This window comes from Microcoleus sp. CAWBG58 (assembly GCF_020883045.1).
GTDB lineage: Bacteria > Cyanobacteriota > Cyanobacteriia > Cyanobacteriales > Microcoleaceae > Microcoleus.
Map to the genome: position 1 here is coordinate 1 of NZ_JAHRFA010000130.1, position 13,791 is coordinate 13,791.

A 13,791-nucleotide genomic window follows, 5' to 3' on the forward strand; every position below is an offset into this window, starting at 1 on the left:
GTCCCGAACAATTTTTTGGCAATAATAAGGCAATAAATGGAGTCACATTTTAATTGGTATCTCGGTAAAAAATGAGTAAGATTACTCATTGACAACAGTGTTTTTAGCTTAACTTGTGACTAATGGGATTCAGGTCACTGAAGTCCTTGCTGGGCAAAGACTTTAGATATGGAGCTCGATCGTAAATCAATCTCTATTCTCAATAAACCACCAAAAACTGTTATTTTTCCTCGTTTATTGACAATAGATCGCGAAAGACAAAAACCCTTATTTTGCCCTAAAACCCTTGCTAGGCAAGCGTTGGAGCTGCAAGTTTTTAGACCTGAATCCTTACATTTGCGGTTTTCTAATTCTTGCAAAAAACTGGTGTTGTTACCATACCCTGCATCCATCAAGACTATTCCTGGTTTATAGCCTCTAACTAAGGTTTTGTCGATTAAATTTATGGCGATTTCTGGCTTTTTTTTGAAGTCTGGGTCATCTTTTCCGGAGGGTAATGAGTCGGCTTTTTTGTATAATTCAATATCTAATGGCAGGCTCTTTTTGCCATCATATAGATGACTGGTAACTACTACTACCCCATGATCAGTTTTTCCGAGTTGTCCGATGTATTGTAAGTATTATAACCTATTTTTATCGTATTTTCTGTTTAAGTTCCGTTAAGAGCTTTCTTGTCCCCTGCTTGGGAAGGGGGGTTAGGGGGGATCTGCCTTAAGTAAACCGTATTGAACTATATTGGTTCTCAGAAAGATTCGCGGATGTTGTTGGGAAGAGGACCCTATACGTTCAAGCGGTTATGTAAGCTGTCAGTCATACCTCACCTTTTTGAGAAAGGCTATATATTGGTTGATAGTGAGGACTCAGAGTTCAAACTTATGGATGCGGACTTTGGGGCGAACGACAATACAAACCTGTTTGATTCCGGGCAAAGCGTTGTGCAGGGAATTGACTGGGATAATAGACATCTCCCAAAAAGACAGTCTTGAACAGGCAGGATGTCTGTTTCACAGTATTATGGGAGATGTCTATTATTATTTGAGCTTGAAGCGCCTGAAAAATCACTGAATTTTAGCAGCGATTTTTCACGCGAATTGGGTATTAGATGCTGATGCTATTGATCACTAAAGAAGGTTTGAGAGCAATATATGGCACTAATCGCTTTTTATTGTTCTGATCTATCTTCTGTTCTGCCACATTCAAATCTTGCTGGAACTGTTTGACTAACTGTTGGATCGGAGTACCTTCAAAAACTTCGTCGAAGGTGGCACGATAGAGTTCTCGGAAAGATTTATCGTAATAACCCAAGCGGTCATATTTATAAGCTGACAGAGTAAACAAAATTTGCAGTTGTTCTGCCGTTTTTTTGTAGGGCGGAAGCAACTGTAAAATTTTCATTTCCGTAATTACTTCGGGAATCTCTGACTTGTTAATTGCCGGAATATCGCGGTAGGCAGCCAAAGGCATATTGGCAGCAAAACTCATGTATTGATGCTGGGTATAATTCACAGCAGAATGCTGGGGCCCGCAGGTAAAAATCACGGTTGTGACAATATCAATCAATTGTTGAACATCCTCAATGCGCTGTGGCATTCCTTTGACTTTACCTCCTGTCTGGGAGGATAATTCTTGGGCCCAGCGTTGCAGTTCGGTATCATCGGTAAGTTTCTGCTTTGTCGGGTAAAAGTATTTGAGATAGCCGGAGACAAAGGTTTTAATCGCGTTCCACAGCAGCAATCCATCATCTCGGTAAGGGTAGTGAGGTAGTTGAGTTGTGTTGTCCATTCCGCGATTTTTTAGTTCCGTTGGGAAGGCAAATTGATCCAGACTCCAGTTAGTGCAGGCTTCTCTACCGATCTCTATTGTCTCTGGCAAGGTTCCTGCCAACAAGTCATCGACGGGGCCTCCAGGGGCGATCAACTGAGTGCGTGCGAGATTGTTGTTGGTCAACATGAAGCGAAAGTGGGGTTTGAGCAATAAGCTGAGGGGATGATTTTCGGCTAACTGTCGCGCTGTGACGATCGCAATTGGTTCCATAACTAGATGGGTTCTACCTAAATGCGAACTCATTTCGTGGTGATTGGCATCTGCGACTTGCACGCAGAGTTTGGCAAATAACCAATTGAGTGGCGGATCTGACGGCGTGTAGACACGGCTGCCCGGTTTGGGGTCTAGTTGGATCGCAATGGGTACCAGTTCACCGCGATCGCGCACTCCAGTCCACCGCCAAGCGAAAAAAGCACGGGGTTTGGGTAAGTATTTCCTGCCCTTTTCGTAGGTGCCTCCTTGAATTCGAGAAGGTGCGCGATAGTTTGGATCGGTACCTGTGTAGTCGGCAATGTAAATACTTTTTTCCCGTAACAGTCTGGGAAGTTCCAATAATGGCTGCTTGCTGTCGAGTTTTGTGATGATTTCTGCCCGGGGGTCGGTGGCACTTAAGAGACGAAGTACCATCGGATTTGCCCCAGACAACCGCTGTTCGGCAAAAGAGCGATCGGTTTGGTAAGTCTTGGCAACTTGAGGCAGTCGGATCACGGGAAAGAAGTCTTCATAGTCTTGGAGTTCGTCGAGAGGATCTAGAAAAGATCTCGCCCGGACTGCCAACATATTTACAGGAAGTTCAGAGGTTGCTAATATCCGTTCTCCAATATAATCGCTCGAAAAATTCTCGATCGCTGGCACGGTTTTCAATAATGCCAAAGGCGATAAACTGTTATAGTCAAATTGGTAATCTTGTTGCTGGCGATTTAAGTAATCGGTACGCTGTTGTTTGTTTGCATCGTCTTGAGGAAGGGAAGGTTTCATGATTTTTACCATTTATCAAATTTCACCCTTGTTTTTTAGTAAAAAATAGGTAAAAATTACTATAAAACGAGGATGGGATGAACTAAGTTTTGTAACCGTAGAAGAGAGCTTGATACAATCATAGTTCGCCGATAGGTAATGGCGTTCCGGACAGTTTCGACTTATGTTGCTTCGATCGTTCGCAGATTTCCAAGCACGGGGATTTTGAGATGCTGACTCAAGCTTCATCGCGCACTCAAATCCATAGCTCGAAGGGAAATTTATCCTAATTCAAATAATTTTTGCAACAGTAGGTTTGGTTTGTATTCAGGATATAATAATTTTTATTGCTGGTAAAGCTGATATGATGAACGTGATTATTCGACCAAATGTATGAAGTCTTCGAGTTTAAGCAAGGTTAATATTTCAACGCGGTTTCGGTCTCGCGAATCAGCCGAACCGTTGAAACAAGCGCTACAGGATCGAAGCCTTGTACCCGAGGAAGCAGCGGCATTACTAGCAGCAGACGAACAGCGCGCCATTCCTGCTATTAGTAAAAATGCAGCGTTGATCGAGGAAATTCAGCATCGGGTGCAAAGCTTGCCATCTTTCCATTCTCTGCTACAGGGCGATAGCCGAAATTTGACAGATATTCCCGATGAAAGCGTGCATCTGGTAGTCACATCGCCCCCGTACTGGAATTTAAAAGAATATCTTAAAAACCCAAACCAGCTTGGGGAAATAGCAGACTACGAACAGTTTTTGCAAGAGATCGATCGAGTATGGGAGCAAATATGGCGCGTTTTAGTCCCCGGCGGACGGCTGGTAATTGTGGTGGGCGATGTCTGTGTTGCGCGCCGGCGTTTTGGCAGACACATGGTATTTCCCCTGCACGCGAGTATTCAGGAACACTGTCGCCATTTGGGATTTGATAACCTCGCACCGATTATCTGGTACAAAATCGCCAATGCTTCTCTAGAAGCAGCAGGAAACGGCACCAGTTTTCTCGGCAAACCTTACGAGCCCGGAGGCGTCATCAAAAACGACATCGAATTTATCCTGATGCAGCGCAAACCGGGCGGCTACCGCAGTCCCAGCCTGACAGCACGAGTATTGTCCGTGATACCGGAAACTCTTCACCGACAGTGGTTTCAACAAATTTGGCAGGATATCAAAGGCGCTTCCACCAAGCAACACCCCGCCCCGTATCCTTTGGAACTAGCAGAAAGGCTGGTGCGGATGTTTTCTTTTGCTGGGGACACGGTACTTGACCCATTTATGGGGACAGGAACAACCTGCGTCGCCGCCGCCAACTGGGGGCGCAACAGTATCGGGGTAGATGTTGAGCCAACTTACCATCAGCTAGCGCTGAAACGGATGCAGGAGACGTATGGCTTGCGCGTAGTCTATGACGGATTGATGGGGGAGGTTGCTCAATGACTGGACAGACACCCATTATCCCCAATGATGTGTTCCAGGAAGCGGTGCAGGGTTTCTGGGATACCCGCATCGCCCAGGCACAAGCCCAGGTGCTAGCTGGCAAGGTTGACCAAGGGAACCGCAGTGCGGTGACAGGCGGCAAGCAGATGGACGGTTTCATCCTGACGCTGACTAATTTCTTGCTGGCTGCAGGTGTGCCTCAAAACCATATCCACGTTAAAAAAAGCCTAACCGTTATACCGGGGTTCTTTCGCCCGACGAAGATGTACGACTTTTTGGTGGTAAACCCTCAAAAACGGCAACTCAAAGTAGTCATCGAGTTGAAGAGCCAGGTTGGCAGCTTTGGCAACAACTTCAACAACCGCACAGAAGAAGCGATGGGGGCTGCTCTCGACATCTGGACAGCTTACCGGGAAGGGGTGTTTGGCGCAGCACCTCCGCCACCGTGGTTGGGATATCTGTTTGTTTTGGAAGACTGTCCTGCCTCGCACACCCCGGTACAGGTTGCTGAACCGCATTTCACGGTTCTGCCAGAGTTTAGAGGGGCCAGCTATGCTAAACGCTATGAACTGTTTTGTCAGAAGATGGTGCGGGAAAGGCATTTCACGGCTGCTTGCTTTTTAGTGACCGATCGCAAACAGGCTGCACAAAATCCCAACTATACGGAGCCATGTTCAGACTTGTCGGCTGCCAATTTTTTGCAGCAACTTATCCGGCACGCGCTCTAAATTAGGTAACAGATTTTGGCGCTGCTGAACAGGAGTATGAATGTACATTTTTTAGTTGTTGCCGAAAACAAACTTTTTGCGCCTTTGAGTCTTTGTGTAGAAGTTAATTCATATCTTTTCCGATCGATTACCTTAACAAAAATGGTTCGTAGTGCGGACTTCAGTCCGCATTTTAAGAGCGGACTGAAGTCCGCACTACGAACCTTGCTTATTGCGCTACCCGACATGATGTTAATCAGCAATGCTGCTGTCAAATTCTACAGTTTATTCTTCGTTTTCACCCGCATATACAGCTCTTCCATCGCCTCAATAAACGAACCATCCTTCTGCCAAAACGGCGGAAAATCTCCCTGTTTCTTCACCACGATCGCACTTACGCCACTTTGCACGCCCACCTCAATCGTCTGCGGCAACCGTTTCGCACCGTGCCAAAACTCTCTCAGGCTGACAGTTTGCGCTTCATTGGCGATCGCCCGCGTGTAATAGGAATCAACCGGTACAGGCTCGACTGAATCCGCCGTTAACTCGGCAGAAAGTGCCAAGCCTAAAGGCGTTTTTGCTAATTCGCGGTGCAGCACTTCCTTAGAAAGTCCGCGCAATTCAAACAGTAAAAATGGATCTTTGTCCAATTCAGCGGCGACTAGGTAATAGACTCCGGCAATATGTTTGCAGGGATTGCTATAGTCTGGGCAAGAGCAAGTGGTTTTAAAGTCCTCACGCTTGCTGGGTAACAGGTGCAATCCCAGGGGTGAAAAAGCGTTTTCAATGTTGTCGGGCATTTCGTTAAGCAGCAGCCGAGAAATGAAGCTGGCTTTTGATGCCATTTGGGCGATCGCCACTTGCCACTTTTCCTGACTAATCTGCTGAAACTCAATTTTAGTTTTGTAGAGTGGCTCCTTATAAACTTCAAAATAAGGATTCACAGAACCCCTGACTTCTGCCATCACTAAGCCATCATTCATTTTAAAGCTCTTTACCTTACCATTCCTTGCATAGGAACGCCCCCGCCCGAGACGCCCAGAATCGGTAAATCTTTCCAGGGCATCGATAAATTTGTTGCCCCACCAAGTCCGAGTAAATTGTGGCATATTTTTGATTTTCTCCTAATCTAAAACTGCATTTTTATTGAGCCTAATTAACTGCTTAAATGCCTCATTGTCCAACTCAGTCAACCACGATTCATCAGCACCAATAATTGAGCCGGCCAATTTCTTTTTGTCCTCAATCATTTGGTCAATCTTTTCTTCCAAAGTGCCAATTGCTACAAACTTATGCACGAACACATTTTTTTCCTGCCCGATCCGAAACGCCCGATCCGTTGCCTGATCTTCTACCGCCGGATTCCACCAGCGATCGAAATGGAATACATGATTGGCTTTTGTCAGGGTAATTCCCACACCGCCGGCCTTGAGTGATAGAATAAATACCGAAGGTTCTGATTCTGGATCTTGGAATTCTGAAATCATTCGTTCCCGTTTTTCGCGACTCGTTCCGCCGTGGAGGTAATAAGTGTTGTAATGTAGCGTTTGTTTGATGTATTTTTCTAAGGCGCTGCCCAATTCTGTAAACTGCGTAAACACCAATAAACTTTCACCTTCGGCTTTGACTTCCTCAATCATCTCGATCAGCCGTTCCAGTTTGTGCGATCGCTCTGGTGTAAACTCACTTTCATCCTGCAAAAACTGCCGCGGATGGTTGCAAATTTGCTTCAACTTCAACAGCGTCGCCAAAATCATCCCTTTGCGCTTTATGCCTTCAGTATCATCAATTTCTTCCTCTACCTCTTTGACAATGGCTTCATAAAGCGAAGCTTGCTCGCGGGTGAGATTGCAGTAGAGCTTTTGCTCAACTTTGTCGGGGAGATCTTGAATAATTGACTTGTCGGTTTTCAGACGGCGCAGGATAAAAGGTTCTACTAATTTTTTAAGAGCGAGTGATTGTATCCGATTGCCATGTTTTTGAATCGGTAATTCAAACATTTTCCGAAACTGAGTCTCTTTTCCCAAATATCCGGGATTGAGGAAGTTAAAAATCGACCATAAATCCAACAAACGATTTTCGACAGGTGTTCCAGTCAATGCTAGTCGATGGGTAGCGGGTAACTTTAAAATCGCCTTGGTTTGCGCCGCTTTGGGATTTTTAATATTCTGGGCTTCATCAATTACCACGCGATGCCACGCTATGCTGCTCAACAGCTTTTCATCTTTTCGCACCAAGGTAAAGGAAGTAATCAACATATCACAATCTTGGACGGCGGCTTTAAATGCTTTGGCATCTTGCAAACGTTGGGGGCCGTGGTGAATGAGCGATCGCAATTCTGGAGCAAATTTTTCCATTTCCTTCTGCCAGTTGCCGACTACGGAAGTGGGTGCAATTAGCAGCGTGGGTAGAATCGCATTTTCTGTCTCTTTTTTTCTCTTCTTTTCCGTTGCTTTTTCCGTCTCTTTGCTACTCGATAAAACTTCTCTTTCCTGCAATAATCGAGCAATTACCTGCGCCGATTTACCCAAACCCATATCGTCGGCAAGACAGCCATTTAATCCAAGGCTTTCCAAATAGCTCAACCAAGAAACACCGCGCTTTTGATAATCCCGGAGTTTGCCTTGAAATCTTACTGGATCTGCAATCAACTCTAGTCGGCTCTTGTCGTGCAGCTTCTCCAACATATCCGATAAAGCGCGATCGCGCTCCACCTCTAAATCTTCACTAGCTTCTCCTTCTGCCGTCAACTTCATAAAGTCAATCAAGCTGACATCGGGATTCTCTTCGCGATGTTTCTGCCAAAAATTCAGCATCTCCTGCATTTTGTCTTTGTCCAGTTCCATCCATTGTCCTCGGAACTGTACCAATGGCGTTTTACTATTAACTAACGCCTGCCATTCTTGTTCGCTAACTCGTTCGCCTCCGATCGCCAATTCATACTGATATTCCACCAAGGAATTTGCCGAAAACAATCCCTTGCCTTTGATTGCAGCGCTTTTACTGCCCTTTCCTTTGACTTGCAGGCGAATCTTCGCCCGCTGCCGTCCCTTCGGCGTCCACCAAGCGGGGACAATCACTTTATATCCAGCATCTTCTAATACCCAAGCGGACTCGCTGAGGAAGGTAAAAGCATCATCTACGTTGAGGGAAATGTTAGCGGGTTTGTCTGTTTCTAGTCCCTGCCAAAGTTGGGGATAAATGCGCGCAGCGTAGCCGAGATTTGTCAGCAGATGTTGTTCAAAGTTGTTGCCGAATTGTGTTTGCAACTGTTTTTGTTGAGTCGATCGCGATCGCCAATAATCCTGCAACGGCACCCGCAGAGATGGGTCTTGTTTTGCCGCCACCTGAAACTCTAAAACCCAAGGCTGTTCGGGGTTTTCGGGGGATTGTAGTTGAAAGCAGAGGGAGAATAAGTCAGCAGATTGATTGCGCGTAATGCGATCGCGCCAGGTTTGCCATTGCCGGTATTGTTCGAGGCTGACTCGGGCGATTTTTCGTGTTTGGTTAAAGCAGATTTCGAGTAAAGAATCCTCAATCTTCATCTGAAACGATGCTGGAATGGGAGTTTGAGTGACAATTTCTGCGATCGCACATTCTGAAAAATTACGCAGCAACATTTCGCGATCGTAGAACTTTGGTGTATCTTGTAGCTGGATCTTCCGAAAACCGGACGCGCAAACTAAAGGCATCCATTCAACATAGCGTTGTAACTCTGTTTCGTACTGCGCTGAGACAATTTCCCATCCCGGATAAATATCAAAGCTGGGTGGAATTTTGGCAGGTGTTTTTGGAGTTTTTGTGGTTGTTTTTGTTTCACCCGCTTTCTTGCGCCCGCGCGTGGCTTTCTGGGCGGGTTCGGATGTTTCGATGGGTGCGATCGCGATCGGAGCAATTTCTCGATAGCGCAACGCCGGAATATAATGATCTTTCAGAATAATTTGCTTAAAAAATTGGGTGTAGTGATACCAAAACAGCAAATCTGAACCAAACTGAACTTCTGCTAAATCGTAGAGGGCCAAAAAATGCAAATCGTTCAATACTTTAGTCAAAGTGTGGGTAGCGATGACTGCACAATCGACTTCCCAATACTCCAACTCAAATGTTTCGGGTAATTCTGTCTCTAAATATCGCGCTAACTCTAAAGATGGTAGCGGCTGGTTATCGGCAGTGGGCAGTAAAAAGTACCGATGGGCGATCGCGTATTCTAGCCCCATCCCACTTGTATTGCTGGCTGGTGCGAGTTGAATCCCGGCTTCTTTCGTTAGAAACTCTGTTAACTGTGCCGCCTCCAATTGTCGGGGATGAACCTTAGCAGGCTGTTTTTTCCTTTCAGTGGTTTCAACCCAAAGACAAAACGTTCCAGCTTGAACAAAACTCGTTTCTGCTTGAGGAATCCAAGTCCCGTGGAGGATTTTCATAGGTCATACCAAACGCAACCTTTAGGAGACGATCGTATCATGAATTAGCCGAAAAACATCAGACGGCAGCTGAAACCAGGTTTATACAAACGATGTCCCGTCCAAGCGTACTCAAGAAAATAAAGGTATCTATCTGTAAGGTACGTTGTTGGGCTTTAGCCCTGCTGAAATCTGTAAGGTACGTTGTTGGGCTTTAGCCCTGCTGAGATCCGTGACAAATAGGAAAGTATGCGCCTAACAAGCCGGATCTCCTGAAGTGCATCTGATTTTGGCAAGGGTTCTCGCATTTCGGCACATAATTTATGAGTAACAATCAGAGATTTACTGCCGAAATGCTTCGCCCCTTAGAGGGCTAAAGCCCAACAACATACTTCATTTTTACGAAAAGAGCGACAATCTGACATATCCGCACATCTCCGCTTAAATTGCATCAATCTTTGATTGATAGATGCCACATTCTGCACGTCTATTTTGGAACTTAACTCTCTATATAACCTTGCATATTTTCCGGTTCAAATTGCTGCAAAATATTAGCAGCTTGATTGGTTAAATCGTCAGTACCTTTAACTGCAATCAAAAATTTGCCCGCATTCAAACGGTTGCGATAGGGCAAAGCATCGCCGCTACCAAAGGCCATTCCTCCCGCACCGCCGACAAAAACGCTGCCCATTCCGGCTGCGATCGCACCTAGCACTCCGCCGATCGCGTGATCGCCAATTTCGCCCGCCCATGCAAAAGTCTTTAACTCTGTCATCAAGCTGAAAGTAACGCCGGCAATAAAGCCAAACGGTATCAGCCAAACAGCCATGAGTTTAGCTTGTTTCTTTGCTTGCTGGTTGGGGTCGATCAAGCCAAATTCATCAGCAGTTTTGTAGCCCCGTCCCAAAATGCTGACTTGCTTCATGGGTAAGCCTTCTTTTTCGAGGGCGCAATAGGCAGCTTCGGCTTGCATTCGATCGGGCAGTACGGCGATAAGATAATTCATCAAAATAATTCCTGATAGTTAGGCTTCAATATCCGGAATTCATTATAGCCTGAAAAGACTTGCTAGCTAAGCAATTGAGCGTTTTTAAGACGATCGCCCAGGACGATCGCCCGCAAAGGTAAAATATTTCAAGCAAAAATGACCGACCTTGACCGAATACGGATACAATTCAAACTGCACAAAGGCAAGCTTGAGCTGAGCTGTTAGATTCTGCTCTAAGTCATAAGTCTCAACTTTGAGCTCGCCAACGCTCGGCCTATTTTTACTATTGCACTCAATTGCTTGCTATGCCTAAAGTTCTAGTATCCGATCCGATCGACCAAGCCGGTATTGACATCCTCTCCCAAGTCGCACAAGTTGACGTGAACACAGGGCTTTCAGCCGAAGAGCTCGTGCGAATTATTCCAGATTACGATGCTTTAATGATCCGTTCTGGCACCCAAGTTACCAAAGAAATCATTGAAGCCGGAAATCTCCTCAAAATTATCGGTAGAGCCGGCGTTGGCGTAGATAATGTCGATGTCCCCGCCGCTACCCGCAAAGGAATTGTAGTCGTCAATTCCCCCGAAGGCAACACGATCGCAGCAGCCGAACACGCGATCGCCATGATGCTCTCGATGTCCCGCCACATCCCGGAAGCCAACGCCTCCGTCAAAGGCGGTAAATGGGAGCGCAACCGCTTTATCGGCGTAGAAGTTTACAAAAAAACCCTCGGTATCGTCGGTTTGGGCAAAATCGGCTCCCACCTCGCCACCGCAGCCAAAGCAATGGGCATGAAACTGCTCGCTTACGATCCCTTCATCTCTACTGAAAGAGCCGAACAGTTGGGCTGCCGCTTGGTAGAGCTCGAACTGTTGATGCGCGAATCCGACTACATCACCCTGCACATCCCCAAAACGCCGGAAACTCTGCACTTAATTAACGCTGAGGTGCTGTCGAAGATGAAGCCCACGGCCAGGATCATTAACTGCGCCAGAGGTGGCATCATCGACGAAGCAGCCCTCGCAGAAGCTATCAAATCAGGTCAAATCGCCGGTGCAGCGATCGATGTTTACGAACATGAGCCGCTGGAAGCTGATTCTCCATTGCGGAATGTCGGGCAAAACATCGTGCTGACGCCTCACTTGGGAGCTTCTACGGCTGAAGCTCAGGTGAATGTGGCGATCGATGTTGCCGAACAAATTCGTGATGTGTTGTTGGGACTGCCGGCGCGATCGGCTGTTAACATACCAGGAATCTTCCCAGATTCGATCGAAAAACTCAAACCCTACCTGCAACTCGCCGAAACCCTCGGCAACCTCGTCAGCCAGCTAGCCGGAGGCCGAGTCGATTACCTCAACGTCCAACTCCAAGGCGAATTGGCCAGCAACCAAAGCCAGCCCGTAGTCGTCGCCTCTCTCAAAGGCCTGCTCTCCCAAGCCCTGCGAGAGCGTGTTAACTACGTCAACGCCAGCATTGAAGCCAAAGAACGCGGAATTCGCGTCGTGGAAACCAGAGACGCCTCAATTCGCGACTACACAGGCTCTCTGCGCCTCTCAGCAAAGGGAACTCTCGGCGAACACACAGTCACGGGTGCAGTCCTCGGCGAAACCGAAATTCGGATTACCAGCGTTGACGATTTCCCAGTCAACGTTTGCCCGACGCACCATATGCTGTTTACCTTGCACCGCGATATGCCGGGGATTATTGGCAAAATTGGTTCCCAATTGGGCAGTTTTAATGTCAATATTGCCAGTATGCAAGTAGGCCGTAAAATCGTGCGAGGCGATGCAGTGATGGTTTTGAGCCTTGATGACCCTCTGCCAGAGGGTATATTGGCTGAAATTATGAAAGTTCCTGGGATTCGGGATGCTTACACGGTGAATCTTTAAAGGATTTTAGATTTTTTAGGTTCCCCAATCTAAAATCTAAAATCGTTAAACTGTGAATCTTTAAAAAATTTTAGATTTTAGGTTCCCCAATCTAAAATCTAAAATCGTTAAACGGTAACTCTTTAAAAGATTTTAGATTTTTTAGGTTACCAATCTAAAATCTAAAATCTAAAATCTTTAGACGCTAACTCTTTGAAGGATTTGGGGTTTAGATTTTGGATGCAAGGACTGAATAATTGGTAATAAGTGATTGGTCATTGTTAATTGGCAAAAAAGCTGGAATTTTTCTATTAGTCAATCGTCATTTCTCACTCTTCAGTTCCCAGTATCCAGTTCCTGACGGGCGAATCTAAAATCTAAAATCTAAAATCTAAAATAGTCATGGCACATAGCTGGTGGGAAATTAGAATTCTTTGCGATCCGGCGCTGGAAGATATCATCTTTTGGCGCCTGGAACGGTTTAACTGTCGGGGAACTGCCACTCAGATTAAAAGCAATTCCTGCCTGATGTCGGCTTATTTGCCCGAGGAACAAGCGGGATTGTTGGATTTGGCGGCGCTGTCTTTGTGGCTGCGCCAAGATGCTTTGTGTGCGGGTTTGCCCTTACCTGCGATGCAGTGGGATTTGATAGAGGATGAAGACTGGGGCAGCACTTGGAAGCAGCAGTGGCAGCCTCAAGAAGTGGGCGATCGCTTTTTAATTAATCCGGCTTGGCTGCCCCCACCGACTGATACCGATCGGGTAATCTTGCGTTTAGATCCCGGTGTGGCTTTCGGTACGGGTGCTCACGCTACGACTCAACTCTGTCTGGAGTCGCTCGAAATGCGCCTCGGTTTTGACGACAAAGAGTGTGTAGTTGCTGATATCGGCTGCGGATCGGGTATTTTGTCGATCGGCGCGGTGTTGTTGGGAGCCACAAAAGTTTATGCTTTGGATACAGATCCTTTAGCCGTGCGATCGACAATCAGCAACCGACAACTCAACCGCGTTAACCCGCAGCATTTGGTGGCAGAGCTCGGAAGTATCGATCGGCTGATCGAAATGACGGGCGGCCCGATCGACGGTTTAATGTGCAACATTTTAGCCGAAGTAATCATTGATTTAATCCCGCAGTTTACTGCAATTAGCAAGCCCACAACTTGGGCCGTACTCAGCGGCATTTTGCTCGATCAAGCCAAACCAATTGCCGACACTCTCGAACAACACGGTTGGATTGTCGCTACTCTGTGGAAGCGCGAAGATTGGTGCTGTTTTAACATTCGGCGCAGTTAACAATCTGGGATTTTACTTAAGATTTTAGGATAATATTATGTCTGTAGAAGCGCGGCTACTATGAAAGCATAAATAACTTTCACAAAAAAGCTATGGACGTTGAAGAACTATATAGGCGTTACGCGGCGGGAGAAAGAGATTTTCCGGGAGTTGATTTAAGTCGTGCTAACTTAAACGTTGCTGATGTGAGAGTCAGACTTAAGTAGCAAATAGCTTGTTAAACTTATCCATAGTTAACTACCGAGAGGAAGTTTCATGTGGAAAGTGGCGGAATTTGCAAAACTATCAGGAGTATCAGGCTCGACCTTGAGGCG

The 13,791-nt window shown here is 46.3% G+C and carries 8 protein-coding genes and 1 pseudogene; 4 read left to right on the top strand and 5 right to left on the bottom strand.

Annotation, left to right across the window (positions count from 1 at the left end; translation table 11 throughout):
* Nucleotides 1-320 precede the first annotated feature (320 nt).
* Nucleotides 321-614 (bottom strand): annotated as a pseudogene (locus QZ918_RS31435) (transposase); the annotation flags it as partial.
* Between the two features lie 484 nt (nucleotides 615-1,098).
* Nucleotides 1,099-2,802 carry a lipoxygenase family protein gene (locus QZ918_RS31440; protein WP_293342627.1) on the bottom strand — a complete coding sequence of 568 codons (1,704 nt, stop codon included), beginning with the start codon at nucleotides 2,800-2,802 and terminating at the stop codon, nucleotides 1,099-1,101.
* 441 nt (nucleotides 2,803-3,243) lie between these two features.
* Between QZ918_RS31440 and QZ918_RS31445 the strand changes: the two genes are divergently transcribed.
* Nucleotides 3,244-4,221: a DNA-methyltransferase gene (locus QZ918_RS31445; RefSeq protein ID WP_293342630.1), complete on the top strand. Its 978-nt coding sequence runs from the start codon at nucleotides 3,244-3,246 to the stop codon at nucleotides 4,219-4,221.
* Nucleotides 4,218-4,949, top strand: a complete 732-nt coding sequence (locus tag QZ918_RS31450; protein ID WP_293342633.1) for a PaeR7I family type II restriction endonuclease — start codon at nucleotides 4,218-4,220, stop codon at nucleotides 4,947-4,949. Before QZ918_RS31445 ends, QZ918_RS31450 begins: the two co-directional genes overlap by 4 nt.
* Nucleotides 4,950-5,206: 257 nt before the next feature.
* On the opposite strand, the gene QZ918_RS31455 is transcribed toward QZ918_RS31450, so the two are convergent.
* The 3 genes from QZ918_RS31455 to QZ918_RS31465 form a co-directional block, all read right to left on the bottom strand.
* Nucleotides 5,207-6,037, bottom strand: coding sequence for an SWIM zinc finger family protein (locus tag QZ918_RS31455; RefSeq protein WP_293342636.1), 831 nt, complete (start codon nucleotides 6,035-6,037; stop codon nucleotides 5,207-5,209).
* 15 nt (nucleotides 6,038-6,052) lie between these two features.
* Entirely contained in the window at nucleotides 6,053-9,349 is a 3,297-nt protein-coding gene (locus tag QZ918_RS31460; RefSeq protein ID WP_293342638.1) for a DEAD/DEAH box helicase, read from the bottom strand.
* 478 nt (nucleotides 9,350-9,827) lie between these two features.
* Entirely contained in the window at nucleotides 9,828-10,334 is a 507-nt protein-coding gene (locus tag QZ918_RS31465) for a hypothetical protein (protein WP_293148885.1), read from the bottom strand.
* A gap of 287 nt (nucleotides 10,335-10,621) precedes the next feature.
* Here QZ918_RS31465 and serA point away from each other — a divergent pair, with 287 nt between their 5' ends.
* Nucleotides 10,622-12,205: a phosphoglycerate dehydrogenase gene (gene serA / locus QZ918_RS31470; protein ID WP_293148883.1), complete on the top strand. Its 1,584-nt coding sequence runs from the start codon at nucleotides 10,622-10,624 to the stop codon at nucleotides 12,203-12,205.
* A gap of 381 nt (nucleotides 12,206-12,586) precedes the next feature.
* A complete protein-coding gene (prmA, locus tag QZ918_RS31475) occupies nucleotides 12,587-13,477 on the top strand; it encodes a 50S ribosomal protein L11 methyltransferase (RefSeq protein WP_293342641.1) in 891 nt (296 codons plus the stop codon).
* Nucleotides 13,478-13,791: the final 314 nt, after the last annotated feature.